The sequence below is a fragment of the Streptomyces sp. NPDC054757 genome, assembly GCF_053612185.1.
This window is the reverse complement of record NZ_JBSHBW010000010.1, coordinates 122,726-148,877: the sequence shown is the minus strand read 5'-3', so window position 1 is coordinate 148,877 and position 26,152 is coordinate 122,726. Positions and strand designations below refer to the sequence as shown.

Genomic DNA, 26,152 nt, shown 5'->3' with positions numbered 1-26,152 from the left:
CCCGGTGGGATACGGCGGATTCTTGGCGGAAGGGAATCTTCCGGGTGAAGATGCCTCCATGAAGAGCGATCTGTTCCAGACCGAGAACATGGCCCAGCAGGCGACCGCCCCCGGCATGACCCTGCAGAACGCCAAGTCGATCAAGTACACCGTCAACGGTGACATGCTGGCGCGGCAGGGCGCGATGATCGCTTTCCGGGGGAATCTCCAGTTCGAGCGCAAGGGCCAGGGCATAGGCGGGATGCTCAAGCGGGCCGTCACGGGTGAGGGTCTGCCGCTGATGTCCGTCACCGGACAGGGCGAGGCATGGTTCGCGCACGAAGCGGCGAACTGCTTCATCGTCGACGTCGAGCAGGGCGACGCACTCACCATCAACGGCCGCAACGTACTGTGCTTCGACTCCACCCTCTCGTACGAGATCAAGACGGTGAAGGGCTCGGGCATCGCCGGGGGCGGCCTCTTCAACAGCCTCTTCACCGGGTACGGCAAACTTGGGCTGATCTGTGAGGGCAACCCCATCGTCATCCCGGTCAGCCCGCAGCAGCCGGTCTACGTCGACACCGACGCGGTCGTCGGCTGGTCCGCCCATCTGCAGACCTCGCTGCACCGCTCGCAGTCGATCGGCTCCATGATCCGCGGCGGCTCGGGCGAGGCCGTCCAGCTGATGCTGCAGGGCGAGGGATTCGTGATCGTACGGCCGAGCGAGGCCAGGCCCGAGAAGCCGCAGCAGCACTGAGACTCGAAGCGGTGGGCCGCAGCAGCACCGAACCGCAGCAGTACGGGGCCGGGCCGGGTGGCGCCGGGGCTGAGTAGGCTCGTACGCATGGACGAGTCCTACTGCGAGACGCCGGCCGCCGCCCCCGCTTCCGAAGCGGTACCGGGCGGTCCGCCGTACGCCGAGTGCGTGCTGTGCCGCAAGCCGACCGAGTACCCGGAGTCGACGCGCGGTGCCACGCTCTGCCCGGTCTGCGAGTGGCAGGAGGCGGGCCGGACGGCCTGCTCCGGCTGAGAGCGGACGCAGAGGCCGGCCGGGGTGGCCCGGCCGGCGCGGCGCGTCGGCTCAGCTCAGCGTGGCGGTGAGCGTGATCTTCGTACCCGTGAGGGCCTGGCTGACCGGGCAGTTGGCCTTCGCGTCCTCGGCCGCCGCGGTGAAGCCGTCCGCGTCGAGGCCGGGGACGTCGCCCTCCACGGTGAGGTGGATACCGGTGATGCCCTCGCCCGGCTGGAAGGTGACCTCGGCCTTTGTGGTCAGCCTGGCGGGCGGATTGCCCGCGCCGGTCAGGCCGTTGGAGAGGGCCATCGAGAAGCAGCTGGAGTGGGCGGCCGCGATGAGCTCCTCCGGGCTGGTCCTGCCGTTCGCCGTCTCGGCGCGGGAGGCCCAGGTGACCGGGTAGTCGCCGATGCCCGATGTGTCGAAGGTGACGGTGCCCGAGCCCTTGAAGAGCTCGCCCTCCCAGACCGTATGAGCGACACGCGTGGTGGCCATGGTGCATCCCTTCTGGTGGCGGAGCTCCAACCTACTTGGCCACCAGAGGCTTCGCGTCGCGCGCCAGCGCCGTCAGCCGGGAGATCGCCCGGAAGTACTTCTTCCGGTATCCGCCGTTCAGCATCTCGTCGCTGAAGAGCCGGTCGAAGGGGAGACCCGATGCGAGGACCGGCACCTCGCGGTCGTAGAGCCGGTCGGCGAGCACGACCAGACGCAGCGCCGTCGACTGGTCGTCCACCGGCCGCACCCCGGTGAGGCAGACCGCCGTGAGGCCCTCGGTCAGCGCGCCGTAGCGGCTCGGGTGGATCCGGGCGACATGGTCGAGAAGGGCGGGGAAGGGGTCGAGCGAGGCGCCGCGGGTCGCGTACGCCGCCTTGGTGACCTGCTCGTCGTCGTACGGCGCCGGGGCCTCGGGCAGACCCCGGTGGCGGTAGTCCTCACCGTCGATCCGCAGCGGCCTGAAGTGGGCCGAGAGCCCCTGGATCTCGCGCAGGAAGTCGGCCGCCGCGAACCGGCCCTCGCCGAGCTTGCCGGGCAGCGTGTTGGAGGTGGCGGCGAGCGCGACGCCCGCCTCGACCAGCCTGCTGAGCAGCGAGGAGACCAGGACGGTGTCGCCGGGGTCGTCCAGCTCGAACTCGTCGATGCAGAGCAGCCGATGGCCGCTCAGCGTCTGCACGGTCTGCTGAAAGCCCAGCGCGCCGACCAGATTGGTCAGTTCCACGAAGGTGCCGAACGCCTTGCGCTCGGCGGGGGCGGGCGTCGCGTGCCAGAGGGAGGCGAGCAGATGGGTCTTGCCGACGCCGTAACCACCGTCGAGATAGACCCCGCTCGGCCCCGTGGGCGCGGCGGCCCTGCGGCCGCCGAACCAGCGCTTGCGGCCGGGGCCGCCCGCCGTCGCCCCGCCCAGCCCGGCGGCGAAGTCGCTGAGCACGGTCACCGCCTCGCGCTGGCTCGGCTGGTTCGGGTCCGGTACGTACGTATCGAAGCGGACCGAGTCGAAACGCGGCGGCGGCACCATCTCCGCGACCAGGCGGTCGGCGGGGACGCGCGGCTCGCGGGCGCACAGGGACTGGGGGACCACTTCAGCTATGGGCGACGACACAACCCCAGGGTAAGCGCCGTGCCACACTGCCTGACATGCGACGCCTGCTCCCTGTGACCGACCAGACAGCTGCCGCTCCCGGAACGGAGCGCCCCGGCGGGACCGCTCAGGAGTGGAGTCTGGACGACCTCGCCGAGGCCTACGCGTACCCCGCGGACACCGGGCCCGGCCGGGCGTGGCTGCGCGCCAACATGGTCTCCTCGCTCGACGGCGCCGCCCAGCACGAAGGGCGCTCGCAGCCGATCTCGACCGAGACGGACATGCGGATCTTCGGCACGCTGCGCGCGCTCGCCGATGTGGTGGTGGTCGGTGCGGAGACCGTACGTCTGGAGGGGTACCGCCCGGCGAAGGCGCGGGCCGCGTTCGCCGGACGGCGTGCCGCGGCCGGCCAGGGCCCGGCGCCCGCCATCGCGGTGGTCAGCGCGAGCCTGGAGCTGGACTTCTCGCTGCCGCTGTTCACCGCTCCGCCCGTGCCGACCCTGGTCGTCACCGGCGCGGGCGCTCCGCCGGACCGGATGGAGGCGGCCCGGCGGGCGGGTGCGCGGGTCGTGATCGCGGGGGACGCCCAGGGGGTGGACCCGCGCCGGGCCGTAGGGGAGCTGGCCGCGCTCGGTTTCCGGCGGCTGCTGACCGAGGGCGGGCCGCGGATGCTCGGCCAGTTCGTGGCGGCCGGGGTGCTGGACGAGCTGTGCCTCACGCTCTCGCCGGTGCTCACATCGGGTGATGCCCAGCGCATCGTCGGCGGTCCGGGGCTCGCGGTGCCCGAGCGGTTCGCCCTGGCCGGGCTGCTGGAGGAGGCCGGGTTCCTTTTCGCCCGATACCTTCGGATCTGACAATCTGCGGAATCTCCCGTTCCGCTTTCCGTTCTGTGGGCAGACTTAACCTCGCAGACCCCGTGCGGGCACGGGGAAGGATGGTTTCAGCAGAAGGGTCCTCAGTTGTTCACGAGCGTATTGATGATCGAGAAGCCTCTGACGTCCGAGGACGTGGAGTTCGTGACGACGCTGCACGGCGATGAGTCCGTCTCCTTCATCGTTCTCATGCAGCCCCGCGGCGATCAGGCGGACTTCCTGCTCCGGGCGATCGACGACGTGGCCCTGGGCGAACTGGACGAGGTGGGCCGGGAGAACGAGGTGCCCGAGGGGCAGGAGGCGAGGATCCCCGCAGAGTCCGCGCTCCTGCGGTCGCTGGAGTCGCTGCGGGCCACCGGCTGCGAGGCGGCCGGCCGGGTGGTCGAGGAGCATCCGCTCGACGTGCTGCAGACCGTGGTCGGGGAGCAGTCGGCCGATGAGGTGATCGTGCTGACCGCACCGCACTACGTGGAGGAGTTCTTCCACCGGGACTGGGCGTCGCGGGCCCGTCACAAGGTCGGCGTACCGGTGCTCAAACTCTTCGCGCACAGCGAATAGGCTGGGACCTTCCAGCACGCAGACGCACAGCTTGGGGAGACACCCGTATGGCACCCGGCAGCCCGGCCGCCCTGGCCCGACCGCACTTCATCGGCATCGGCGGCGCCGGGATGTCGGGCATCGCGAAGATCCTCGCCCAGCGCGGCGCCCGGGTGGCGGGCAGCGACGCCCGCGACTCCCCGGCCGCCGAAGCGCTCCGCGCGCTGGGTGTGACGGTGCACGTCGGGCACGCGGCGGAGAATCTGGCGTCCGACGCGACCTGCGTCGTCGTCTCCAGCGCCATCCGCGAGGACAACCCGGAGCTGGTCCGTGCGGCGGAGCTGTCCATCCCGGTGGTGCACCGCTCCGACGCGCTCGCCTCGCTGATGCGGGGCCTGCGCTCCATCGCGGTGGCCGGCACGCACGGCAAGACCACGACCACCTCGATGCTCGCGGTGGCGCTGACCGAACTCGCCCTCGACCCGGCGTACGCGATCGGCGGGGACCTCGCAGGGCCGGGCACCAACGCCCGGCACGGCGCGGGCGACATCTTCGTCGCGGAGGCCGACGAGAGCGACCGCAGCTTCCAGAAGTACGACCCCGAGGTCGCCGTCGTCCTCAACGTCGAGCTGGACCACCACGCCAACTACGCCTCGATGGACGAGATCTACGACTCCTTCGAGACCTTCGTGGGCAAGGTCGTCCCGGGCGGCACCCTGGTGATCAACGCCGACCAGCCGGGTGCGGTCGAGCTGACCTCCCGGATCCGTGACCTCTCCACACTGAAGGTCGTCACCTACGGCGCGTCGGAGACGGCCGACGTCCGGGTCCACAAGGTCACCCCCCGCGGTCTGACCAGTGAGGTCACCGTCCTGCTCAACGGGAAGCTCCTGACCTTCACGGTCTCCGTACCGGGCAGCCACTACGCCCACAACGCGGTCGCCGCGCTGGCCGCCGGTGTCGCCCTCGGTATCCCGGCGCACAATCTGGCGTCCGCGCTCGGCAAGTACACCGGGGTCAAGCGCCGCCTCCAGCTGAAGGGCGAGGCGGCGGGCGTCCAGGTCGTCGACTCGTACGCCCACCACCCCACCGAGATGACCGCCGACCTCGAAGCCATGCGCGGCGCGGTCGGTGACTCACGGATTCTGGTGGTCTTCCAGCCCCACCTCTTCTCCCGCACCCAGGAGCTGGGCATCGAGATGGGACAGGCGCTGCGTCTCGCGGACGCCTCGCTGGTGCTGGACATCTACCCGGCCCGCGAGGACCCGATCCCCGGCATCACCAGCGAGCTGATCATCGACGCCGCCCGCGCGGCGGGCGCCGACGTCACGGCCGTCCACGACAAGGAGCAGGTCCCCGGGACCGTGGCGGGAATGGCGAAGCCCGGTGATCTCGTTCTCACCATGGGAGCGGGCGATGTCACCGACCTCGGCCCGCGGATTCTGGACCACCTGTCGAGCTGAGGGAGCGCCATGCCGTACGACATCGAGAAGCCGGACGAGCAGTGGCGGGCGGAGCTGTCCGAAGCGGAGTACGCCGTGCTGCGCAAGGCCGGCACTGAGCCCGCCTTCGTCGGTGAGTACACGGACACGAAGACGACCGGCGTCTACTCCTGCCGGGCCTGCGGGGCCGAACTCTTCCGCTCGGACACCAAATTCGAGTCGCACTGCGGCTGGCCGTCCTTCTACGACCCGAAAGACACGGACGCGGTCGAACTGATCGAGGACCGTTCGCACGGGATGCGCCGGATCGAGGTGCGCTGCGCGAAGTGCGGCTCGCATCTGGGCCATGTCTTCGAGGGTGAGGGCTATCCGACCCCGACCGATCAGCGGTACTGCATCAACTCCATCTCGCTGCGGCTGACGCCGGACGCGGGCTGAGTGTGCAGGGCAGGGCCCCCCGGCCCGGTGCCGCGGGGCCCCGCCCGTGTCTCTTCCGCGCGGGGCCCCGCCCGTGTCTCTTCCGCGCGGGGCCCCGCCCGTGTCTCTTCCGCGCGGGGCCCCGCCCGTGCCCGTTCCGCTCGGTGCCGCGCGTGCCCGTTCCGCCCTTGCCGTGCGTGTTCCCTCCGCCGGCGGAAGACACCCGAGGTGGCCACATGGGCGCCCCGAGCCGCAGAATCACCGGTATGAGTCCGCATCTTCTTCCGGTACTTCCCCACCGAGGAGACCGCCAACTGTCCGTGCTCCCCGGCAGGTTGAGGATCTGACCATGCGTGCGACACAGCCGGGGGAGATCCCCGGGCCCGGTCTGCGGACCGGCAGCTTCGGGCCGATGGCCCCGGGGGCGGGGGAGCCGGAGAGCGGTCCTGTGGTGCTGGTCGAGTCCTACGGGGATCCGGCCGGTACGGCTCCGCTGTTCCCCGGTGAGGAGCAGGTGGTGGCGCGCGCCGTGCCCTCCCGCAGGGCCGAGTTCGCGACGGCGCGGGCCTGTGCCCGTGCGGCGCTGGCGCAGCTCGGGGTGGCACCCGCCGCCATCCTGCGCGGTGTACGGGGTGAGCCGCTGTGGCCCGCCGGGACCGTCGGCGCCCTGACGCACTGCGCCGGCTACCGGGCCGCCGCCGTGGCGCGCGCGTCCGACGTCGTGTCGCTGGGGCTGGACGCCGAACCCCACCTCCCGATGCCGGGCGGGGGCGAGCTGCGGCTGGTCACCGTGGACGAGGAGCGGCGGTATCTGCCCGAGCTGGCCGCCAGGCACCCGGAGATCTGCTGGGACCGGCTGCTCTTCAGCGCCAAGGAGAGCGTGTACAAGGCGTGGTACCCGCTCACCGGCCGCTGGCTCGGCTTCGACGAGGCCGTGATCACCCCGGACCCGGCTGCGGGCACCTTCACCGCACGGCTGCTGGTGCCGGGGCCCGAGGTCGCGGGGGAGCGGCTCACCGGGTTCGAGGGGACCTGGACGGTCCGGCACGGACTGATCCGTACGGCTGTCACTGTCGGCCACTGACTCCCGTACCCGGGTGTGCCGCCGGCCGGTACCGGGCGTCCTCCGTCCCGCTGCTGCCGTCCGGGCGCGGCCGAAGTGACCCCGCCGGGCAGGTCAGAGGTCACCTCGTGCTCGAATGGTGCGTGAAGCGTGCTCGTAACTGCGCTAAGCGAGGTTTTTCCAATCAGCTCTTGTCATTTATGGCGAGGGCGGTGCAGGATCAGGGCATCTTGGCAGGCCGGACCACCAGATTCCGCTGAGCTGACCAGCAGGCGACGGGCCGTACCACCACCGCATCCGCACAACTGAGTTCAAGGAGCACCATGCAAGACCTCCGTATCGGCGTGGTCGGCCTCGGGCTGCGGGCCAATCTGGCCGATGCCGCCCACCGTCCCGGCGCCGGGTCCGTCGTGGCCGCCGTCGCCGACACCGATGCCGCGGTGCGGGCCACCGTGGCGGACCGGTTCGCCGGGGCCACCGCGGTGGACGACTACCGCAAGCTGCTCGACGGCGACACCGTGGACGCCGTCGTCGTGGCCACCCCCGACGACACCCACGAAGCCGTCGCCTGCGACATCCTGCGCGCGGGCATCCCGGTCTACGTGGAGAAGCCGCTCGGCATCACCGTCGAGCAGTGCGACACCATCCTGCGCACCGCCTACGAGACCGGCACCCGGCTGTACGTCGGCCACAACATGCGGCACATGGGTGTGGTGCGGCTGATGCGCGACATCATCGCGCGCGGCGACATCGGCGAGCCGAAGACCGTGTGGGTACGGCACTTCGTCTCGTACGGCGGCGACTACTACTTCAAGGACTGGCACGCCGACCGCACCCGCACCACCGGGCTGCTGCTCCAGAAGGCCGCGCACGACATCGACGTGGTGCACTGGCTGGCGAACGGCTACACCTCGCGGGTCAACGCCATGGGCGACCTGATGATGTACGGGGACCTGCCGCGCCGCGAGCCGGGCACCCCCCGGCCCGACGGCTGGCTGCGGGAGTTCGACTGGCCGCCGGCCACCCGCAAGGACCTCCACCACGTGGTGGACGTCGAGGATGTGTCCGTCATGAACATGCGGCTGGACAACGGCGTGATCGCCGCGTACCAGCAGTGCCACTTCACCCCGGACTACTTCCGCAACTACACGGTCATCGGGACCGAGGGCCGGCTGGAGAACTTCGGCGACCGGCCGGGCGACGAGGTCAAGGTCTGGAACACCGGGCCGACCGGCTACCGGGCGGACGCCGACGCGGTCTACCGGGTGCCGGAGTCGAAGGGCTCCCATGGCGGTTCGGACGAGCGGATCATCGGCGAGTTCTGCCGCTTCGTCAGGGACGGCGGGGTGACCGACACTTCACCGGTCGCCGCCCGGATGAGTGTGGCCGCCGGAGTGATGGCCACGCAGTCGGTGCGCTCCGGCGGCACACCGTACGACGTGCCGCCGCTGGACCCGGAGCTGATCGCCTACTTCGAGTCGGGCCAGCAGCGGGACGGGGTCACGGGGATCACACCGCGATGACCTCGACACCGGCATCGGTGAAGAGACCTGTCATCTCCTCGCCGATGCCGGTGTCCGTGACCAGGGTGTCGACCTGGTCGGTGGTGCAGATCCTGGCGAAGGCGCGGGTGCCGAGCTTGCTGGAGTCGGCCGCGACGACCACCCGCTCGGCGCGCTCGCACAGCAGCCGGTTGATGCCCGCCTCGTCCTCGTGGTGGGCGGCGGCGCCGTGAACGGCGTCGAAGCCGTTCACCCCCAGCACGGCGGTGTCCATGGTGATCTGGCCGAGTACCCCGTCGGCGAGCGGGCCCGTCAGCTCGTACGACTGGGGGCGGGCCACTCCGCCGGTCACCACGATCTTGAACTGGGGCCTGATCGCAAGCTCGTTGGCGATGTTCAGCGCGTTGGTCACGACCGTGAGCGCCGGGGTGCCGGACGCCAGGTCGGGCCGGACGGCGAGCGCGCGGGCCACCTCGGTCGTGGTGGTGCCGCCGGTCAGGCCGACCGCCTCGCCCGCGGTGATCAGCTCGGCGACGGCCTGCGCGATGCGCTGCTTCTCGGAGGCGCGCCGGGCCGTCTTGTAGCGGAGCGGGAGTTCGTAGCTGACACCGTGGACGACGGCGCCGCCGCGGGTGCGCACCAGCATCTGCTGCTGGGCGAGCTGGTCGAAATCACGCCTGATGGTGGCGGCCGAGACGTCGAGCGCGAGGGCCGCCGCTTCGACATCGAGGCGGCCCTGCTCGACGAGCAGTTCCAGGAGTGCCTTCCAACGCGCGTCGCGGGACTGGGACATCTCTCGCACTCTCCTCTTCGGTGGAACGCTGTGACCTTAACCCAGAAACCGTTACTTGCTTGATTGTGATTGAAACAACGAAGTATCTTGCAGAAACAATCATTACCTTGAGGGGTGGATCAGCATGAGCCATGTCCAGAACGAGCTGGCCAGTCAGCCCGAGTGCTGGGAGCGCGCCGCGGAGCTGGCCGGGAGCCAGAAGGCGGCGCTGCCGGCCGCCGGGGAGCGCGTCGCGATCGTCGGCTGCGGCACCTCGTGGTTCATGGCGCAGGCCGTGGCCGCGCTGCGGGAGGGAGCCGGGCAGGGCGAGACCGACGCGTTCGCGGCCTCCGAGTTCCCCTTCAGCCGCAGCTACGACCGGGTGATCGCACTCAGCCGCTCGGGCACCACGACCGAGGTGCTCGAACTCCTCGCCAGGGTACGCGGAAAGGCCCGCACCACCGCCATCACGGGTGACCCGAAGACCCCGGTCATGGAGGCCGCGGACGACATCGTCGTCCTCGACTTCGCCGACGAGCAGTCCGTCGTCCAGACCCGGTTCGCCACCACCGCGCTCACCCTGCTCCGCGCCCACCTCGGTCTGCACACGGACTCCGTGGTGGCCGACGCGCGGACCGCGCTCGCCGAGCCGCTGCCCGAAGGTCTGGTCGACTGCTCGCAGTTCACCTTCCTCGGCCGGGGCTGGAGCAACGGCCTGGCCCAGGAGGCGGCGCTGAAGATGCGGGAGGCCTCGCTCTCCTGGACCGAGGCTTACCCGGCCATGGAGTACCGCCACGGCCCCATCAGCATCACCACAGAGGGCACCGCCACCTGGATGTTCGGCGAGACCCCGGAGGGCCTGGAGGAGCAGGTCCGGGCCACCGGCGGGATGTGGGTGGCCGGCGGCCTCGACCCGCTCGCCGAGCTGGTACGGGCGCAGCGCCTGGCCGTCGCCATCGCGGCCGCGCGCGGCCTCGACCCGGACTCGCCGCGCCACCTCACCCGCTCCGTCATCCTTGCCGAGGGCTGAGCGATGCCCCTTGCCGAGAGTGGCGCGCTGGTCGCCGACGCCGCCGCGCGGCGCGGCGCGGTGGCCGCGTTCAACATCATCACGCTGGAGCACGCGGAGGCCGTGATCTCGGGGGCCGAGGCCGCCGGGGCCCCGGTCATCCTCCAGATCAGCGAGAACGCGGTGAAGTACCGGCAGGGCCAGGTGCTTCCGCTCGCCCGCGCCGCCGCCGCACTGGCCGGGGCCGCGTCCGTACCGGTCGCGCTCCACCTCGACCATGTGAAGAGCGACGCCCTGCTGCGGCAGGCCGCCGACGCCGGGTTCAGCTCGGTGATGTACGACGCCGCGCATCAGCCGTACGCGGAGAACCTCGCCGCGACCCGGGACGCGGCCGACTGGGCACATGCCCGCGGGCTGTGGATCGAGGCCGAGCTGGGCGAGGTCGGCGGCAAGGACGGGGCGGCGCCGCTGGACGCGCACGCTCCGGGGGCGCGGACCCGCCCGGACGAGGCCGCCGCCTTCGTGGCCGATTCCGGCGTGGACGCGCTCGCTGTCGCGATCGGCAGCTCGCACGCGATGACCTCGCGCACCGCGGTCCTCGACCACGAACTGCTCGGGCGGCTGCGGGACGCCGTCGGAGTGCCGCTGGTCCTGCACGGCTCATCGGGGGTGCCGGACGCCGAACTGGCGGCGGCCGTCGCAGGCGGTATCGCCAAGGTCAATATCGGTACGGCGCTGAACATCGCCATGACCACAGCGATCCGCGAGGTGCTGACCGCCCAGCCCGAGGCGGTCGACTCGCGGAAGTACCTCAAGGCCGGGCGGCAGGCGATGGCGGACGCCGTCACCGGCCTGGTCAAGCTGGTCGGTTCCGCCGCCTGACGGGCCCGCCCCCGCGGCCCGGGGGCGCCATGGTTACGTTCTGGCGCAGCCGGCGGGGGCGGACAGCGGGCGGCGGGGCGGGTGGCAGGTGACAGGGCGCGGGGTGTGCCCACCGCCTGCGGCCTGGCGCCCGCCACCCGGTCGGACAGCAGGACTTCTCGGCCTACCTGAGCCGGGCCACGGCCCACTTCGTCTCCTGGGCGAGCATGCCGAGGCTGCGCTGGGCGGATCTGCCCATTCCGGTGTGCAGTTCCCCGGCGACGGCCAGCGACTCCCGGGCGATGGACGCGAGTCCGGCTCCGGCGGCCGCGAGAGCGAGTTCGAAGTGCTCGGCGGCGACCATCCGGCCCAGGCCCAGCTGCCGCCACCGCTGCCCCGCGCCGTCCGCGTCGAGGAGCTCCGGGACCGGCCGCAGGGTCCGCCAGGCCGCGGGCAGGTCCCCGGTGCGCCGCTGGAGCCCGGCGAGCCTGCGGCTCGCCAACGCCCGGTCACGCACCCCGGTCACCCGGGCCGCGTACCCGGTCTGGGCGCGCGCCGCCTGGCTCAGGTCGCCGAGCGTCTCCAGTTCGACGCTCAGCACCCGCAGCAGATCCGCCCGTTCCCCGGTGCCGGCTTCTTCGGCCGCGTCCAGGATGCGCAGCAGCGCCACCCGGGCGTGCTCGGTGCGGCCCTGCTTTCCGGCCAGCCGTATCCACGTCAGCTCCGGCTCCCGTGCGGGATCGTCGCCCGGCCCCGGACCGCCGAGCCCGCGCGCCCACTCCGCCAGCTCCCCGGAACGCTCGGGTATCTCCGGCAGCCCCCGGCGCCCGGTCCGCTGCGCGGCGCGGGCCGCCCGCAGCAGGGGCAGGTCATCGGCGCTGCCGTGCAGGGCCACCAGCACCGCGGCGAGACGCAGTTCCTCGCCCGTCTCCGTATCACCCGCGTCGGCGGTCTCGGCCGCCAACAGACGCCGCAGCAGGGGAAGATCGCGGTCCTGCCGGTCGAACTGCGCCGCACGCAGCACCGTGGCGCGCCGCGCCCCGTCGCCCGCCACCTCGGCCCACCGGACCGTCTCCTCCCGCAGTCGCGCCAGATCCTCCAGACCGGGGCGCAGCACCGTCTCGCGCAGCGGCGGGCGCGGATGCGGACCGAGCCGCGCACGGGCCCGGCCGCCCGCCGCTTCGAGCAGCACATGGTCCGGTTCGGTACGGAGCAGGGCCGTGTGCAGCCGGGCGAACAGTTCGGCGGGGGAGCGGTCGGGGAGCCCCAGGGCCTCGCGCAGCGCGGACCGCCGGGCGTCGAGACCGGGCAGCGGCCCCCGTACCGCACCGCCGGGCGAGGCCGCCGCGGCGGAGAGCCGCGCACCGGCTTCCGCGGGGGACAGCTCCAGCAGGCCGTGCCATCCGGGCAGACCGATCGCCAGCTCCAGCGCCTCGTCCGCGCTCCCGGCGACGAGCCCGGCCGGGCCACCGGCCGATGCGTACAGCACGGGGCCCGCGCCGCACACGAAGAACGTGCCACCCCTGCCATCCCCGGCCACCGCCGCCAGCGGCGCTCCCGACGCCAGCCGGACCGACCCGCCGTACGCGGCCCCCGCCACGTCGAAACCGAAGGGGCGGGCCGCCACTTCAGCCAGCTCCGGCCGGTCCCCGAGGAGGGCGATGGCACGTCCGTAAACCGTCATACGGGAAACGTAACAGCCATGTCCGACATGACTCTCACGCCGGTTGCAGGAGGTCCCAGCGGTTCCCGTAGAGGTCCTCGAAGACGGCGACCGCACCGTACGGCTCCTGGCGCGGCTCCTCCAGGAAGCGGACGCCCGCCGCCCGCATCCGGGCGTGATCGCGTACGAAGTCCTCGGTGTGCAGGAAGAAACCGACCCGGCCGCCCGTCTGGGCGCCGACGCTCGCGCGCTGTGCCTCGTCCTTGGCGCGGGCCAGCAGCAGACCGGTGCCGGGCTGTCCGCCGGGCGGTGTGACCACCACCCAGCGGCTGCCGTCGCCGCGGTCGGTGTCCTCGGAGAGGACGAAGCCGAGCGCGCCGGTGTAGAAGCCGATGGCCTCGTCGTAGTCGTGGACGACCAGGGTGATCAGTGCGATGTGTGCCATGGCGGAGAGGCTAACCGGAGGCTGGTTATACGTACCACTCGCGCCCGGTGGACCGCCTGGGCACAATGACCGCCATGACGGAGCAGCACCTCATCGACCGTGCCCGGCTGCTCGCCGGGACCGGGCACCGGCGGGTTCTCGGCATCGCGGGCCCGCCGGGCGCGGGGAAGTCCACCCTCGCCGCGCACCTCGCGGAGGCGCTCGGCCCGCTCGCCGTGGTGGTCCCGATGGACGGCTTCCACCTGGCCGGGGCCGAACTGCGCCGCCTCGGCCTGGCCGACCGCAAGGGCGCCCCGGACACCTTCGACGAGGCCGGGTACGTGGCCCTGCTCGCCCGGCTCCGTGCGCCCGGCGGCGACACCGTGTACGCGCCCGCCTTCGACCGCGCGCTGGAGGAACCCGTCGCGGGGGCCGTGGCGGTCGTACCCGGGGTCCCGCTCGTGATCACCGAGGGGAACTATCTGCTGCACTGGCCGCGCGCGAGGGCGCTGCTCGACGAGGCGTGGTACGTCGGCCCGGAGCTGCCCGACGGACCCGGGGGCCCCGACGGCCCGGACCGCCCGCACTCCGCGGAGCGCCCGGGAAACCCCGCGGACGCGGCACGCGTCCGCAGGCTCATCGAGCGTCATGTCCGGTACGGCAGGAGCCGCGCGGAGGCCGAGCGCTGGGTGCACCGGTCCGACGAGGCCAACGCCCGGCTGATCGAGCGGACCAGGACCAGGGCCGACCTGATCGTGCCGTACCCGTGAGCACCATTTCCCGGGCAGGCCCGACCGCCCCGTACCGCTGAGCGGCGCGTCCCGGGCCGGCCTGACGCTCCCGTACCTCTGAGCACCCGGTCCTGGGCAGGCCCGACCGCGCCGTACCCCTGAACGCCGCGCCCGGACCGTCACTTCCGCCGGCGTCGCGTTGAGGACCGCCACCTCCCCGGGCGTCGCGTCCCGGGCCGTCGCCCGGCAGGATGGGGGCCATGTCCACCGAACCCGTACCGTTCACCGCCGACGACTACCGCGCCCGTATGGCCCGTACCGCCCGGAGCGCGGCGGACGCGGGGCTCGCCGGAGTACTCGTCGCGCCCGGCCCCGACCTCGTCCACCTCACCGGATACCGGCCCACCGCCGCCACCGAGCGGATGACCCTCCTGGTCATCACGGAGGACCGGGACCCGGTCCTCGTCGTACCGGCACTGGAGGCCGGTGATGCCGAGCGCGCCGTCGGTGCCCCCGCGCTCACCCTGCTGGACTGGACGGACGGGAAGGATCCGTACGGCCTCACCGCCGGACTCCTCAGGCCGGACGGCCGGTTCGCGGTCAGTGACAACGGCTGGGCGATGCATCTGCTCGGGCTGCAGCGCGCCCTGCCCGACAGCTCGTACCGGTCGCTGACGGAGGCCCTGCCGATGCTGCGCGCCGTGAAGGACGCGGCCGAACTGGCCCGCATCGAAGCCGCGGGCGCCGCCGCCGACGCGGCCTACAAGGAGATCCTCAAGGTCCGCTTCTCCGGCCGCAGCGAGACCGAGGTCGCCGCCGATCTGGCCGCGCTGCTGCGGCGGTTCGGGCACGAGCAGGTGGACTTCACGGTCGTCGGCTCCGGCCCCAACGGCGCCAACCCGCACCACGAGGCGGGCGAACGCGTCATCGGGACCGGCGACATGGTCGTCCTGGACTTCGGCGGGCTCAAGGACGGATACGGCTCCGACACCTCCCGCACCGTCCATGTCGGCGCCCCGGGCGCCGAGGAGCAGCGGGTGCACGACATCGTCCGCGAGGCGCAGGACGCGGGCTGCCGTGCGGTGCGCCCCGGCGTTGCCTGCCAGGAGATCGACCGGGCGGCGCGCGCGGTCATCACCCAGGCCGGGTACGGCGAGCGGTTCATCCACCGCACCGGCCACGGCATCGGTGTGACCACCCACGAGCCCCCGTACATGATCGAGGGCGAGGAGCAGCCGCTGGTGCCCGGGATGTGCTTCTCGGTCGAGCCGGGCATCTACCTCCCCGGCCGCTTCGGCGTCCGGATCGAGGACATCGTCACGGTCACCGAGGACGGCGGCCGGCGGCTCAACACCACCCGGCGTGAGCTGGCGGTCGTCGAGTAGCCACCCCCCCCGGCGGGCGCCACCCGGCGCACTCCACCACCCCCGGCGGGCCCCACCGCCCCGCCCCGGCACCGAGCCCGCCGGGGGCCGTCACACGTCCGTCGCACCCTCACACATCCGCCAGGTGTCAGGCCCTCACACATCCGTCAGTACGACACACGACTCCGGCGGCAGCAGCAACAGCCCGTCCCCGCCCGGCGTACGGACCGGCTCCCAGCAGGCCAGGATCCGGCTGCCGCGCCCGTTCAGCGGGATCCGTGCCGTCCCGGCGCCGAGGTTGACCGCGATTCGCAGGTCGCCCCGGCGGAGCGCCAGCCAGCGCGCGTCCTCGTCGTACGCCACCTTCACCGCGGCCAGGTCCGGGTCCAGCAGATCGGGGCAGGTGCGGCGGAGCGCGATCAGCTCGCGGTACCAGGCGAGCAGCCGCGAGTGGTGGCCGCCGTCCAGCTCGCCCCAGTCGAGACAGGACCGCTCCCGGGTGGTGGGTGATTGCGGGTCGGGGATGTCCCCCTCGGCCCAGCCGTGCTCGGCGAACTCCCGCCGCCTGCCGTTCCGTACGGCCTCCGCCAGATCCGGATCGGTGTGGTCGGTGAAGAACTGCCACGGGGTGCCCGCCCCCCACTCCTCGCCCATGAACAGCATCGGCACCGAGGGCGCGGTGAGCACCAGGGTCGCCGCGCACGCCAGCAGACCGGGCGACAGACTCGCCGAAAGCCGGTCGCCGAGCGCCCGGTTCCCGATCTGGTCATGGGTCTGCGCGAACCCGACGAAGCGCTGCGCGGGCGTCGACACGCGGTGCACGGGGCGGCCGTGGGTCCGGCCGCGGAACGTCGAGTACGTACCGTCGTGGAAGAAGACCCGGGTGAGGGTCTTGGCCAGGGCGGCCAGCGGCTCAGCGGCGAAATCCGCGTAGTACCCCTGGGACTCGCCGGTCAGCGCGGTGTGCAGGGCGTGGTGGAAGTCGTCGTTCCACTGGGCGTGCACACCGAGACCGCCCGCCCCGCGCGGGGTCGTCGTCCGCGGGTCGCAGAGGTCGGACTCGGCGATCAGGAAGAGCGGCCGCCCGAGACCGGCCGAGAGTGCGTCGGTGGCCGCCGACAGCTCCTCCAGGAAGGTCAGGGCCCGCCCGTCCACGAGCGCGTGCACCGCGTCGAGCCGTAGCCCGTCGATCCGGTAGTCGCGCAGCCAGGCCAGCGCGCTCCCCAGCAGATACGCCCTGACCTCGTCGGATCCGGGCGCGTCCAGGTTCACGGCCGACCCCCAGGGGGTCTGGTGGGTGTCGGTGAAGTACGGGCCGTAGGAGGGCAGATGGTTGCCGGAGGGGCCGAAGTGGTTGTGGACCACGTCCAGTACGACCCCGAGCCCCCGCTCATGGGCCGCGTCGACGAAGCGCTTCAGCCCGTCCGGGCCGCCGTACGGTTCGTGCACCGCCCACAGCGAGACCCCCTCGTACCCCCAGCCGTGCCGGCCCGGGAAGGGACAGACCGGCATCAGCTCGACATGGGTGACGCCCAGCGCGGCCAGATGGTCCAGCCGGGCGGCCGCCGCGTCGAAGGTGCCCTCCGGGGTGTACGTGCCGATGTGCAACTCGTAGAGGACGGCGCCCGGCAGCGCACGGCCCGGCCACTCCTGGCGCCACGGGAACGCGTCGTGGACGACGACGGCGCTCAGACTGTCGGGTCCCGCGGGCTGCCGGCGCGAGCGCGGGTCGGGCAGCACCGGCCCGCCGTCGAGCCGGAAGCCGTAGTGATCGCCCTCCGACGCCTCCGCGGTGACGGCCCACCAGCCCTCCCGCAGCGGATCACGCTCCATGGCCAGCTCCCGCCCGGCCAGCTCCAGCGTGACTTCGCGCTTCTCCGGTGCCCACACGTCGAACAGCACTGCATCCCCTAGGTCGTGTCGTCGGAACGGTCGTGTCGTCGGAACGGTCGTGTCGTCGGGACGGTCGTCCGGCCGGGACGGGGTGTGGTCGGGACCGCCATCGGCCGGCAGGCTCTCATCTTGACAAGATCAGGGGCTGGAGCGAGCGCACTCGGGCCATTAGGGTCGCGATCCATGAGGATTCCGCCACTGCCCGCCTTCCCGCCCGGTTTCCTGTGGGGCGCGTCAGCATCCGCCTTCCAGACCGAGGGAGCGGCGGGCGCCGACGGCAAGGGCCCGTCCGGCTGGGACGTCTTCGCGGCCCGGCCCGGCCGGGTCAAGGACGGCACCGACGGCTCACGCGGCACCGGCTTCTACGACCGCTACCGCGAGGACGTGGAGCTGCTCGCCGGGCTCGGCGCCGGGGCCTTCCGCTTCTCGGTCAGCTGGCCGCGCGTCGTGCCGGACGGCTCGGGACCGCTCAACCCGGCGGGGCTCGACTTCTACGACCGGCTCGTCGACGAGCTGTGCTCCCGGGGCATCAGACCCGCGCCGACGCTCTACCACTGGGACACCCCGCTCGCCCTCGAACAGAACGGCGGCTGGCTCAACCGCGACACCGCCCACCGCTTCGCCGAGTACGCGGCCGTCGTCGCCGAGCGCCTCGCCGACCGGGTCCCGATGTGGATCACCATCAACGAACCGGCCGAGGTGACGCTCCTCGGCTACGCGCTGGGCGAGCACGCCCCCGGTAAGAAACTGCTCTTCGACGCGCTGCCCGCCGCCCACCACCAGCTGCTCGCACACGGTCTCGCCGTCGGGGCGCTGCGCGCGGCGGGAGCGTCCCACATCGGCATCGCCGTCTCGCACACCCCGGTCTGGACGGCGGGCGAGAGCGAGGAGGACCGCTTCGGGGCCGGGCTCTACGACACGCTCTCCAACTGGCTCTTCGCCGACCCGCTGCTCACCGGCGCCTACCCGGACGAGAACTTCGCGGCCCTGATGCCGGGACCGGTCGCCGAGGACCTGGAGACCATCTCGGCCCCGCTCGACTGGTACGGGGTCAACTACTACAACCCCACCCTCGTCGGCGCACCCGCCCCGCAGGCCCTCGACACCTTCGCCGGGTTCGGCATACCGCCCGAACTGCCTTTCGGTATCAGGGAGATCGAGGGATACGACCGCACCGACTTCGGCTGGCCGGTGGTCCCCGACGGACTGCGCTCCATGCTGATCCAGCTGGAGAGCCGCTACGGCGACCGGCTGCCGCCGCTCTACATCACCGAGAACGGCTGCAGCTACGACGGAGTGCACGACGCCCGCAGGATCGACTTCCTCGACGGCCATCTGCGCGCCCTGCACGCCGCCATGGCCGAGGGGGTCGACGTCCGCGGCTACTTCACCTGGTCGCTCACCGACAACTTCGAGTGGATCGAGGGGAACGCACAGCGGTTCGGCCTGGTGCACGTGGACTACGAGTCGATGCGCCGCACCCCGAAGGACTCCTACCGGTGGTACGCGGAGGTCATCCGCGGTTCGCAGGCCGGATGCACGGACGGACACCAGTCGCAATGACCAGTACTTCAGCCATGGTCGCTCCGTGGTGGCAACAGGCTCAACTGGGGATCTTCGTGCACTGGACCCCCGCGTCCGTGCCGGGGTGGGCACCGTCGTACGACCCGGCGGGGCGCGCGCACCTCGGCTGGACCTCGTACGGGGAGTGGTACGAGAACTCCCTCCGCTTCCCCGGCAGCCCGGTCTCCGCCCACCACCGGGAGACGTACGGCACCCGCCCGTACACGGCGTTCGGCGGCGACTTCGCGGACGCGCTGAGCGGCTGGGACCCGGCGGACTGGGCACGCCGCTTCCGCGCGGCCGGGGCCCGTTACGCGGTCCTCGTCACCAAGCACCACGACGGCTACTGCCTCTGGCCCTCCGGGGTCCGCAACCCGCACCAGCCCGGCTGGCACACCCCGCGCGACGTCGTCGGCGAGTTCGCCGACGCGGTCAGGGCCGAGGGGCTGCGGTTCGGCGTCTACTACTCGGGCGGCCTCGACTGGACGTTCCAGCCGCGCCCCATCGCGACCGCGGCCGACACGGTGGCCGCCGTCCCGCGCGGCGCCTACCCGGCGTACGCGGACGCCCAGCTGCGGGAGCTGATCAGGCGCTACCACCCGGACATCCTCTGGAACGACATCGCCTGGCCCGCGGGGCGCGCCGGAATCCGGCGCCTGGTCGAGTACTACCGCTTCACCGTCCCGCACGGTGTCGTCAACGACCGGCTCTACCCGTACACCCCGCTGTGGCGCACGCTGCGGCTGCCCGGTCTGCGGGCCGCGTACAACAGCTGGGACCGCCGCACGGTCGCCAGCGACGAGGGCTTCGTCCCCAAGAAGCCCCCGTACTACGACTTCAGGACACCGGAGTACTCCCGCTACACCGGCCCCGACCCCTTCGAGATCACCCGCGGCGTCGACCACAGCTTCGGCTACAACCGGAACTCGGGCGAGAACTCCTTCATCGGCCGCGAGGCGCTCGCCGCGCTGCTCGCGACGGTCCGGTCCGACGGCGGAAATCTGCTGCTCAACGTCGGTCCGCGCGGTGAGGACGCCACCATCCCGCCGGAGCAGCAGCGCCGGCTGGACTGGCTCGGCGAGGCCGCCGGCTTCAGTCCCACACCATGTTGACGGCCCGTTCGAAGTTCGCGTAACCCGCCCGCTCGAAGGCCCGCGCCATCGGGACGTTGCCGACATCCGTCGACGCACGGATCCGCTCCACACCCTCACCGGTGAGAATCCTCGTGCCCTCGGCGAGGATCCCGTCGATGTACCCGTGTCCCCGGTGGGCGGGCAGCACGCCGATGTACGCGATGATCGCGTGGTAGTTGTTGCGTGCGGGAATCACGAAGCCGACCGGCTCCCCGCCCGGCAGCTCGGCGACCCGCCACCAGCCGGCCGGGCTCCGGTAGCCCGTCAGCTCCTCGTCGTACTGCCGCTCGGACACCTCGCGCGGACTCAGCCCGGTCGCCACCGATGCCCGGGTGTGGGCGTCGAGCGAGCCCTCGGCGACCAGGGCCATCAGCGAGACGAGATCCTCCCGGTCGCGCACCGGCCGGAAGACCAGCCGGCCGTCCGGCGCCGGGGCCGCCGCCGCTCCCGGGGTCCACTCCAGCCGCAGCCGCTCGACCAGCAGCCGCGCCCCGGTCCGCTCCACAGCCCGCATCCGGGCCCCGACCACCTCGTGGGCGACCGGATCCGTGCGCCAGTCCGGCGGGATGAACCGGCCGTACTCGGGGCGCTCAGCGCCGGCCGGGAAGAGCCGCGCCATCGCCGTCTCCAGCAGCCGCACCCCGGTATCGACGCGCTCCGGTTCGGGCAGCGTGTCGTCCAGGTCGAAGAAGTCGAGCGTGTACGGGGCGGCGCCGGGCGCGGGGGCCCACCAGGCGGCCCGCGCCAGTACGCGGTCGCCGCGCAGCGCCACCCACATCCACTCGGGACGGCGCAGACCACGCGCCAGGTCGTCGGCCAGCTCGTGGTCGAGTGTGTACGGCAGTGTGCGGAAGAGGGCGAGCTCGTCCGGCCCGCTCAACGGGCGGACCACCAGCTCGTGTTCGTACGGCTTCGCGTGCAAAGAGGCTCCTGGGTAGGGGGGATGTCCGCAGACCGTAACAATCGGCGTCCTGCCTGGTCACATGGTTATCGGAAACCCAGGGGCGCCTGGACACCCGCACCGGATCCGGCCGACAATCAACCCCGTGACGTCCTCCTCAGACTCCCCGGCGCCCGCCCACGAGCCACCTATGGCTGTCCCTGCCCGGCTCTCCGACGCCGAGCGCGACCGGGTGCTCGGAGTGCTCAAGGAGGGCGCGGTCCAGGGGAGGCTGTCCCATGACACCTTCGTGCGCCGCACCGAACTGGCCCTCGCCGCCCGCAGGTCCGACGAACTGACCGCCCTCACCGCGGACCTGGAGAGCGGCCGGGGCTGGTCGCAGCGGCTGCTGGGCGCGGTCGGCCAGGTGTCGGCCTTCCCCGGACGGATGCGCAGGGCCTGGGCCGCCGAACGGCTGCCGAAACTGCGCCTGCCCGCCCCGGGCCCGTACCCGCTGCGGATAGGCCGCGACCCGGTCAACGGCCTGCGCCTGAACCACGAGACGGTGTCGCGCCTGCACGCCGAACTCGGCCTCCAGGCCGGCCTCTGGGTGCTGCGCGACCTGGGCTCGGCCAACGGTACGACGGTCAACGGACACCGGGTCACCGGCGCGGTCGTCGTACGCGACGGCGACGCGGTCGGATTCGGCCGCATCCACTTCCGGCTCTCATCGGAGTGACCGGCCACGCTCCCTCCGGCCGAGGGGCACCGGGCCCACTCACCCCGAGCCCGCCGGCGCGACCCGCTTGAGCAGTGCCACCGGCCGTACCGCGAACAGCTCGCCCAGGGCGACCCGCCCGGTGAACTCCCGCTCGGGCGCCAGCAGATCGAGCCACACCCCGGCGGGCAGCGGCAGCTCCGTGTCCCGCCAGCCACCCGCCTGTTCCAGCCGCAGGGAGAGCCGGGTCACCGCCGTGACCACCTCCCCCGAGCGGCAGAAGGCCAGACAGTGGCCGGCGGCGGGCCCCTCGGGTTCGAGCGGCCGGTACGTCCCGGACTCGCCGAACACCTCCGGGCAGTCCCGGCGCAGCAGCAGCGCCGTGGTGGTCAGCGCCAGCTTCTCGTCCGACGGGTCGACGGGCACCGGGGGTCTGCGGTTGTCCGGATCCACCAGTGCGATGTACGAGCCCTCGGTGCCCTGGTAGACGTCGGGCACCCCGGGCATCGTGAGATGGACCAGGGTGGCGCCGAGTGTGTTGGCCCGTACGTGCGGACCGAGCCCGCGGGCGAATTCGGCGACCGCCGACTGCGCGGGGCCCGCGGGACCCGCAGCGGTGAAGTCGTCGACCGCCTGCTCGTACCCGGCGTCCTGCTCGGTCCAGCTGGTGTGCAGCCCCGCCTCGCGCACCGACTTCAGCAGCGCGGGGCCGAGCCGCTCCTGGTCGGGCAGCCCGAAGCCGAACACGGTCTGCCAGGCCACCCAGGCCAGTTGCGGATCGGGCGCCGGAGTGGTCAGCCGCCCCAGCAGGTCCGCCCAGTGCTCCGGGCACTCGGTGAGGACCGCGATCCGCGCCCGGACATCGGCGCTGCGTTTGGTGTCGTGCGTGGTCAGCACCGTCCCGCCGGCCGGCCAGTCGCGGGCCGTCCGGGCGCAGAACGCGTGGAAGCGCGCCGGGCTCACCGCGGGCGCTCCCGGATCACCGCCCACCTCGCCCGCCGACACCAGCGGCGTGTAGCGGTAGAAGGCGGTGTCCTCGACCGACTTGGCGCGCAGCGCGGACGCGGTCTGCGCGAACCGGGCGCAGAACGCGGCCCGGTCGGGGCCGCCGCCCAGCCTGCCGAGCGCCAGATCCCGTACGACACCGACGACGGCCGACTCCTCCGCCACGGTGAAGGACGCGGCGGCCTGCCGTACCGTCTCCGGATCCAGCGTGGCCTCCGCGATGTCGGGCGTCGGCCCGCCCGCGGTCACATAGGGCCGGTAGACGGGCATCCGGACCAGCAGCTCGCGCAGCGCCGTCCGCAGCGCCCACGGCGCGTGGTCGCGCAGCGCCGGGTCGGCCGCGCAGATCCGCTCCGCCGTGCGGGCCAGATAGGTGGTCTCGGCCGCCAGCTCATGGGTGATGACCTTGTACGCGGCCCGGCGGACCGTCGACTCCCAGTGCCCGCCCCGGTCGCCGGCGGGCCCGGCGTACTCCCGGTAGTGGCGGACCAGCTCGGCGGCGCCCGCCGGATCGGTGAACAGGCCGTCGATCCGGTGCAGGGCGTCGTACCCGGTGGTCCCGGCGACCGCCCAGTCGGCGGGCAGCCGCTCGTCGCCGGTGAGGATCTTCTCCACCACGGTCCAGCGGCCGCCCGTCGCCTCACCGAGCCGCCGCAGATAGGCGCCGGGGTCGGCCAGTCCGTCCGGGTGGTCGACGCGCAGCCCCTCGATCACGCCGTCGTCCATCAGCTCCAGGATCTTGGCATGGGTCGCGTCGAAGACGGCCGGGTCCTCGACGCGTACCCCGATCAGGTCGGAGATGGTGAAGAAGCGGCGGTAGTTGAGCTCGGTACGGGCCAGCCGCCACCAGCCGAGGCGGTACCACTGGGCGTCGAGCAGCTCGGGCAGCGGCAGCCGCGCCGTGCCCTCGCGCAGCGGAAAGGCGTGGTCGTAGTAGCGCAGCACGTCCCCGTCGACCCGCAGCCGCTCCAGCTCGTCGCCGAGCCGGTGGCCGAGGACGGGCAGCAGCACCTTGCCGCCGCCCGACTCCCAGTCGATGTCGAACCAGCGCGCGTACGGCGAGACCGGGCCCTCGCGCAGCACCTCCCAGAGCGGCCGGTTGAACCGCGGGGCCGCCGCCATATGGTTCGGCACGATGTCCACGACGAGACCGAGCCCATGGGTGCGCGCGGTGTGCGCCAGCGCGCGCAGCCCGGCCTCGCCGCCCAGCTCGTCGCGGATCCGGGTGTGGTCCACGACGTCGTAACCGTGGGTGGAGCCGGGCACGGCGTCGAGGACCGGGGACAGATGGAGGTGCGAGACACCGAGGGCGGCCAGCCGGGGCACCGCTGCCTCGGCGGCCGGGAACGGGAACTGCGGCTGGATCTGAAGCCGGTACGTCGCGGTGGGCGTCATGGGAACCTACGTACCCCGTTTCGGCGGTCCCCTGTCACCCCCGGCGTGTCAGGCCGGCCGTTTCAGTACGGTCAGGCTCCGCCCGATCAGCGCGAGCCGGTCGCCCGCGTCCACCTTGGGGCCGGGGCCCGGAGGCACTCCGTCCTCATGGGCGGTGTCCACGACGACCTCCCACTGTCTGCCGTGGTTGACCGGCACCAGAAACTCGATCTCCTCCGCGCCCGCGTTGAACATCAGCAGGAACGAGTCGTCGGCGATGTGCTCACCGCGGGTCCCCGGCTCCGAGATGGCGTTCCCGTTCAGGAAGACCGTCAGCGCCTTGGCGTGCGCCGCCTGCCAGTCGCGCTGGACCATCTCCTCGCCCTCCGGGGTGAACCAGGCGATGTCGGAGAGGTCGTCGTGGGTGCCCTCCACCGGGCGGCCGTGGAAGAAGCGCCGCCGCCGGAAGACGGGATGCTCGCGCCGGAGCGCCACCATCGCCCGGGTGAAGGCCAGCAGGGTGCTGTTCGCGCCCCGGCCGCCGGAGGCGCTCCTTCCGGAGCGGTCCGTGCCGGTGCTCTCCGTGCTGTCAGTGCTGTCCTGGCCCTCCGCGCCCTCCGCGCTCTCCGTGCCGTCCTGGCCGGAGCCGCCTCCTGGGACCTCCTGGTCCGCCGCCGGTCCCCCGGGGCCGGGCCAGTGCACCCAGGCCAGCTCGCTGTCCTGGCAGTACGCGTTGTTGTTGCCGTGCTGGGTGCGGCCGAACTCGTCGCCGTGGCTCAGCATCGGCACCCCCTGCGAGAGCAGCAGTGTGGCCATGAAGTTCCGCATCTGGCGGCCCCTCAGTTCCAGTACACCGGGGTCGTCGGTCTCGCCCTCGGCGCCGCAGTTCCACGACCGGTTGTGGCTCTCGCCGTCCCGGTTGTTCTCGCCGTTCGCCTCGTTGTGCTTGTCGTTGTACGCCACCAGGTCGTGCAGCGTGAACCCGTCGTGGCAGGTGGTGAAGTTGATCGAGGCCAGCGGGCGCCGCCCGTCGTCCTGGTACAGGTCCGACGAGCCGGTCAGCCGCCCGGCGAACTCCGCGAGCGTCCGGGGCTCGCCCCGCCACAGGTCCCGCACGGTGTCGCGGTACTTGCCGTTCCACTCGGTCCACAGCGGCGGGAAGTTCCCCACCTGGTAGCCGCCCTCGCCCACGTCCCACGGTTCGGCGATCAGCTTCACCTGGGAGACCACCGGGTCCTGCTGGACCAGATCGAAGAAGGACGACAGCCGGTCCACCTCGTGGAACTGACGGGCCAGGGTCGCCGCCAGGTCGAAGCGGAAACCGTCGATGTGCATCTCGGTGACCCAGTAGCGCAGCGAGTCCATGATCAGCTGGAGCACGTGCGGAGAGCGCATCAGCAGGCTGTTGCCGGTGCCCGTGGTGTCCATGTAGTAGCGCGGATCGTCCGTCAGACGGTAGTAGGAGGCGTTGTCCAGGCCGCGGAAGGAGAGCGTCGGACCCAGGTGGTTGCCCTCGGCGGTGTGGTTGTAGACCACGTCGAGGATCACCTCGATCCCGGCCTCGTGCAGCGCTCGTACCGCCTGCTTGAATTCGAGCACCTGTTCGCCGCGGTCGCCCCAGGAGGCGTACGCGTTGTGCGGGGCGAAGAACCCGATGGTGTTGTAGCCCCAGTAGTTCGAGAGCCCGCTGTCCGCCAGACGGTGGTCGTTGACGAACTGGTGAATGGGCATCAGCTCCAGCGCGGTGACCCCGAGACCCGTCAGATGTTCGATGACCGCCGGATGCGCCAGCGCCGCGTACGTCCCGCGCATCTCGTCGGGGAGCGCCGGATGGAGCATGGTCAGGCCCTTCACATGGGCCTCGTAGAGCACGGTCTCGTGGTACGGAGTCCGCGGCAGCCGGTCGTCGCCCCAGTCGAAGTAGGGGTTGACCACCACCGATGCCATGGTGTGCGGGGCGGAGTCCAGGTCATTGCGCGAGTTCGGCCGGCCGAAGTGGTAGCCGTACACCGACTCGTCCCACTTGACCTCGCCGCTCACCGCCTTGGCGTACGGATCGAGGAGCAGCTTCGCCGAGTTGCACCGCTGCCCGCTCTCGGGCGCGTACGGGCCGTGCACCCGGAATCCGTACCGCTGGCCCGGCATGATGCCGGGCAGATAGGCATGGCGGACGAAGGCGTCCGTCTCTCTCAGCTCCACCGCCGTCTCTGAGCCGTCGTCGTGCAGCAGGCACAACTCGATTCGGTCGGCGGCCTCCGAAAAGACCGCGAAATTGGTCCCGGCGCCGTCGTACGTGGCGCCGAGCGGGTATGTCTGTCCCGGCCAGACCTGCATGGGCACGACTCTTCCACATCAGGCGCCG

Annotated in this window: 24 protein-coding genes; 15 read left to right on the top strand and 9 right to left on the bottom strand. The window is 72.2% G+C overall.

Annotated features, from left to right (window positions below; all coding sequences use genetic code 11):
- Positions 1–58 precede the first annotated feature (58 nt).
- Both ACWGKJ_RS15220 and ACWGKJ_RS15215 read left to right on the top strand, forming a co-directional pair.
- A complete protein-coding gene (locus tag ACWGKJ_RS15220; protein ID WP_385016782.1) occupies positions 59–736 on the top strand; it encodes an AIM24 family protein in 678 nt (225 codons plus the stop codon).
- A gap of 87 nt (positions 737–823) precedes the next feature.
- Entirely contained in the window at positions 824–1,009 is a 186-nt protein-coding gene (locus ACWGKJ_RS15215) for a hypothetical protein (RefSeq protein WP_385016785.1), read from the top strand.
- A gap of 51 nt (positions 1,010–1,060) precedes the next feature.
- On the opposite strand, the gene ACWGKJ_RS15210 is transcribed toward ACWGKJ_RS15215, so the two are convergent.
- Positions 1,061–1,486 (bottom strand): OsmC family protein, encoded by a 426-nt coding sequence (locus ACWGKJ_RS15210; protein ID WP_385016788.1) that lies wholly within the window; start codon positions 1,484–1,486, stop codon positions 1,061–1,063.
- A 31-nt stretch (positions 1,487–1,517) separates the two neighbouring features.
- Positions 1,518–2,615 carry a cell division protein ZapE gene (gene zapE / locus ACWGKJ_RS15205; protein WP_385016791.1) on the bottom strand — a complete coding sequence of 366 codons (1,098 nt, stop codon included), beginning with the start codon at positions 2,613–2,615 and terminating at the stop codon, positions 1,518–1,520.
- Positions 2,616–2,623: 8 nt separating this feature from the next.
- On the opposite strand from zapE, the gene ACWGKJ_RS15200 reads away from it, so the two are divergent.
- The 6 genes from ACWGKJ_RS15200 to ACWGKJ_RS15175 all read left to right on the top strand — a co-directional run bounded on the left by ACWGKJ_RS15200 (position 2,624) and on the right by ACWGKJ_RS15175 (position 8,421).
- Positions 2,624–3,421: a pyrimidine reductase family protein gene (locus tag ACWGKJ_RS15200; protein WP_385016794.1), complete on the top strand. Its 798-nt coding sequence runs from the start codon at positions 2,624–2,626 to the stop codon at positions 3,419–3,421.
- A 105-nt stretch (positions 3,422–3,526) separates the two neighbouring features.
- Positions 3,527–3,997 (top strand): indole-3-glycerol phosphate synthase, encoded by a 471-nt coding sequence (locus tag ACWGKJ_RS15195; RefSeq protein WP_385016797.1) that lies wholly within the window; start codon positions 3,527–3,529, stop codon positions 3,995–3,997.
- A gap of 47 nt (positions 3,998–4,044) precedes the next feature.
- A complete protein-coding gene (gene murC, locus ACWGKJ_RS15190; protein WP_385016800.1) occupies positions 4,045–5,439 on the top strand; it encodes a UDP-N-acetylmuramate--L-alanine ligase in 1,395 nt (464 codons plus the stop codon).
- Positions 5,440–5,448: 9 nt separating this feature from the next.
- Positions 5,449–5,856, top strand: coding sequence for a peptide-methionine (R)-S-oxide reductase MsrB (gene msrB / locus ACWGKJ_RS15185; protein WP_385016803.1), 408 nt, complete (start codon positions 5,449–5,451; stop codon positions 5,854–5,856).
- A 391-nt stretch (positions 5,857–6,247) separates the two neighbouring features.
- Positions 6,248–6,919 (top strand): 4'-phosphopantetheinyl transferase family protein, encoded by a 672-nt coding sequence (locus tag ACWGKJ_RS15180; RefSeq protein WP_385017081.1) that lies wholly within the window; start codon positions 6,248–6,250, stop codon positions 6,917–6,919.
- Positions 6,920–7,221: 302 nt separating this feature from the next.
- Positions 7,222–8,421, top strand: a complete 1,200-nt coding sequence (locus tag ACWGKJ_RS15175) for a Gfo/Idh/MocA family protein (RefSeq protein ID WP_385016806.1) — start codon at positions 7,222–7,224, stop codon at positions 8,419–8,421.
- Here the strand turns inward: ACWGKJ_RS15175 and ACWGKJ_RS15170 are convergent.
- Positions 8,408–9,193 (bottom strand): DeoR/GlpR family DNA-binding transcription regulator, encoded by a 786-nt coding sequence (locus ACWGKJ_RS15170; protein WP_385016809.1) that lies wholly within the window; start codon positions 9,191–9,193, stop codon positions 8,408–8,410. The two genes, ACWGKJ_RS15175 and ACWGKJ_RS15170, sit on opposite strands and share 14 nt — an antisense overlap.
- Before the next feature lie 124 nt (positions 9,194–9,317).
- Here ACWGKJ_RS15170 and ACWGKJ_RS15165 point away from each other — a divergent pair, with 124 nt between their 5' ends.
- Together ACWGKJ_RS15165 and ACWGKJ_RS15160 are read left to right on the top strand one after the other, a co-directional pair.
- Positions 9,318–10,202 (top strand): SIS domain-containing protein, encoded by an 885-nt coding sequence (locus ACWGKJ_RS15165; protein WP_385016812.1) that lies wholly within the window; start codon positions 9,318–9,320, stop codon positions 10,200–10,202.
- Positions 10,203–10,205: 3 nt separating this feature from the next.
- A complete protein-coding gene (locus tag ACWGKJ_RS15160) occupies positions 10,206–11,063 on the top strand; it encodes a class II fructose-bisphosphate aldolase (protein ID WP_385016814.1) in 858 nt (285 codons plus the stop codon).
- 163 nt (positions 11,064–11,226) lie between these two features.
- On the opposite strand, the gene ACWGKJ_RS15155 is transcribed toward ACWGKJ_RS15160, so the two are convergent.
- Together ACWGKJ_RS15155 and ACWGKJ_RS15150 are read right to left on the bottom strand one after the other, a co-directional pair.
- A complete protein-coding gene (locus ACWGKJ_RS15155; RefSeq protein ID WP_385016817.1) occupies positions 11,227–12,726 on the bottom strand; it encodes a hypothetical protein in 1,500 nt (499 codons plus the stop codon).
- Positions 12,727–12,760: 34 nt separating this feature from the next.
- Complete coding sequence (locus tag ACWGKJ_RS15150) at positions 12,761–13,150, bottom strand: VOC family protein (protein ID WP_385016820.1); 390 nt, start codon at positions 13,148–13,150, stop codon at positions 12,761–12,763.
- Positions 13,151–13,224: 74 nt separating this feature from the next.
- Between ACWGKJ_RS15150 and ACWGKJ_RS15145 the strand changes: the two genes are divergently transcribed.
- Together ACWGKJ_RS15145 and ACWGKJ_RS15140 are read left to right on the top strand one after the other, a co-directional pair.
- Complete coding sequence (locus tag ACWGKJ_RS15145; protein WP_385016823.1) at positions 13,225–13,899, top strand: nucleoside/nucleotide kinase family protein; 675 nt, start codon at positions 13,225–13,227, stop codon at positions 13,897–13,899.
- 221 nt (positions 13,900–14,120) lie between these two features.
- The gene (locus tag ACWGKJ_RS15140) at positions 14,121–15,245 is read left to right on the top strand and encodes a M24 family metallopeptidase (RefSeq protein WP_385016826.1); all 1,125 of its coding nucleotides are present in this window, start codon (positions 14,121–14,123) and stop codon (positions 15,243–15,245) included.
- A 135-nt stretch (positions 15,246–15,380) separates the two neighbouring features.
- Here the strand turns inward: ACWGKJ_RS15140 and treZ are convergent, their stop codons facing one another.
- Positions 15,381–17,126 (bottom strand): malto-oligosyltrehalose trehalohydrolase, encoded by a 1,746-nt coding sequence (treZ, locus tag ACWGKJ_RS15135; RefSeq protein WP_385016829.1) that lies wholly within the window; start codon positions 17,124–17,126, stop codon positions 15,381–15,383.
- 174 nt (positions 17,127–17,300) lie between these two features.
- On the opposite strand from treZ, the gene ACWGKJ_RS15130 reads away from it, so the two are divergent.
- Entirely contained in the window at positions 17,301–18,680 is a 1,380-nt protein-coding gene (locus tag ACWGKJ_RS15130) for a GH1 family beta-glucosidase (RefSeq protein WP_385016832.1), read from the top strand.
- Complete coding sequence (locus ACWGKJ_RS15125) at positions 18,677–19,792, top strand: alpha-L-fucosidase (RefSeq protein WP_385016835.1); 1,116 nt, start codon at positions 18,677–18,679, stop codon at positions 19,790–19,792. Before ACWGKJ_RS15130 ends, ACWGKJ_RS15125 begins: the two co-directional genes overlap by 4 nt.
- Here the strand turns inward: ACWGKJ_RS15125 and ACWGKJ_RS15120 are convergent.
- Positions 19,773–20,735, bottom strand: a complete 963-nt coding sequence (locus ACWGKJ_RS15120; protein ID WP_385016837.1) for a GNAT family N-acetyltransferase — start codon at positions 20,733–20,735, stop codon at positions 19,773–19,775. The genes ACWGKJ_RS15125 and ACWGKJ_RS15120 overlap by 20 nt on opposite strands.
- A gap of 169 nt (positions 20,736–20,904) precedes the next feature.
- On the opposite strand from ACWGKJ_RS15120, the gene ACWGKJ_RS15115 reads away from it, so the two are divergent.
- On the top strand, positions 20,905–21,432 hold the full coding sequence (locus tag ACWGKJ_RS15115; RefSeq protein ID WP_385016840.1) for an FHA domain-containing protein: 528 nt from the start codon (positions 20,905–20,907) through the stop codon (positions 21,430–21,432).
- Positions 21,433–21,471: 39 nt separating this feature from the next.
- On the opposite strand, the gene treY is transcribed toward ACWGKJ_RS15115, so the two are convergent.
- The gene (gene treY, locus ACWGKJ_RS15110; protein WP_385016843.1) at positions 21,472–23,811 is read right to left on the bottom strand and encodes a malto-oligosyltrehalose synthase; all 2,340 of its coding nucleotides are present in this window, start codon (positions 23,809–23,811) and stop codon (positions 21,472–21,474) included.
- Between the two features lie 48 nt (positions 23,812–23,859).
- On the bottom strand, positions 23,860–26,124 hold the full coding sequence (glgX, locus tag ACWGKJ_RS15105; RefSeq protein ID WP_385016846.1) for a glycogen debranching protein GlgX: 2,265 nt from the start codon (positions 26,122–26,124) through the stop codon (positions 23,860–23,862).
- Positions 26,125–26,152 lie beyond the last annotated feature (28 nt).

What these genes read in the sequence shown, in the direction of transcription:
- ACWGKJ_RS15155 (WP_385016817.1), bottom strand. Translation starts at nt 12,726, where the DNA reads ATGACGGTTTACGGACGTGCCATCGCCCTCCTCGGGGACCGGCCGGAG.
- ACWGKJ_RS15145 (WP_385016823.1), top strand. Translation starts at nt 13,225, where the DNA reads ATGACGGAGCAGCACCTCATCGACCGTGCCCGGCTGCTCGCCGGGACC.
- ACWGKJ_RS15130 (WP_385016832.1), top strand. Translation starts at nt 17,301, where the DNA reads ATGAGGATTCCGCCACTGCCCGCCTTCCCGCCCGGTTTCCTGTGGGGC.
- ACWGKJ_RS15125 (WP_385016835.1), top strand. Translation starts at nt 18,677, where the DNA reads ATGACCAGTACTTCAGCCATGGTCGCTCCGTGGTGGCAACAGGCTCAA.
- msrB (WP_385016803.1), top strand. Translation starts at nt 5,449, where the DNA reads ATGCCGTACGACATCGAGAAGCCGGACGAGCAGTGGCGGGCGGAGCTG.
- murC (WP_385016800.1), top strand. Translation starts at nt 4,045, where the DNA reads ATGGCACCCGGCAGCCCGGCCGCCCTGGCCCGACCGCACTTCATCGGC.
- ACWGKJ_RS15180 (WP_385017081.1), top strand. Translation starts at nt 6,248, where the DNA reads ATGGCCCCGGGGGCGGGGGAGCCGGAGAGCGGTCCTGTGGTGCTGGTC.
- ACWGKJ_RS15140 (WP_385016826.1), top strand. Translation starts at nt 14,121, where the DNA reads ATGTCCACCGAACCCGTACCGTTCACCGCCGACGACTACCGCGCCCGT.
- glgX (WP_385016846.1), bottom strand. Translation starts at nt 26,124, where the DNA reads ATGCAGGTCTGGCCGGGACAGACATACCCGCTCGGCGCCACGTACGAC.
- ACWGKJ_RS15200 (WP_385016794.1), top strand. Translation starts at nt 2,624, where the DNA reads ATGCGACGCCTGCTCCCTGTGACCGACCAGACAGCTGCCGCTCCCGGA.
- ACWGKJ_RS15150 (WP_385016820.1), bottom strand. Translation starts at nt 13,150, where the DNA reads ATGGCACACATCGCACTGATCACCCTGGTCGTCCACGACTACGACGAG.
- ACWGKJ_RS15175 (WP_385016806.1), top strand. Translation starts at nt 7,222, where the DNA reads ATGCAAGACCTCCGTATCGGCGTGGTCGGCCTCGGGCTGCGGGCCAAT.
- ACWGKJ_RS15115 (WP_385016840.1), top strand. Translation starts at nt 20,905, where the DNA reads ATGGCTGTCCCTGCCCGGCTCTCCGACGCCGAGCGCGACCGGGTGCTC.
- ACWGKJ_RS15210 (WP_385016788.1), bottom strand. Translation starts at nt 1,486, where the DNA reads ATGGCCACCACGCGTGTCGCTCATACGGTCTGGGAGGGCGAGCTCTTC.
- ACWGKJ_RS15215 (WP_385016785.1), top strand. Translation starts at nt 824, where the DNA reads ATGGACGAGTCCTACTGCGAGACGCCGGCCGCCGCCCCCGCTTCCGAA.
- ACWGKJ_RS15165 (WP_385016812.1), top strand. Translation starts at nt 9,318, where the DNA reads ATGAGCCATGTCCAGAACGAGCTGGCCAGTCAGCCCGAGTGCTGGGAG.
- ACWGKJ_RS15160 (WP_385016814.1), top strand. Translation starts at nt 10,206, where the DNA reads ATGCCCCTTGCCGAGAGTGGCGCGCTGGTCGCCGACGCCGCCGCGCGG.
- ACWGKJ_RS15220 (WP_385016782.1), top strand. Translation starts at nt 59, where the DNA reads ATGAAGAGCGATCTGTTCCAGACCGAGAACATGGCCCAGCAGGCGACC.
- treY (WP_385016843.1), bottom strand. Translation starts at nt 23,811, where the DNA reads ATGACGCCCACCGCGACGTACCGGCTTCAGATCCAGCCGCAGTTCCCG.
- ACWGKJ_RS15170 (WP_385016809.1), bottom strand. Translation starts at nt 9,193, where the DNA reads ATGTCCCAGTCCCGCGACGCGCGTTGGAAGGCACTCCTGGAACTGCTC.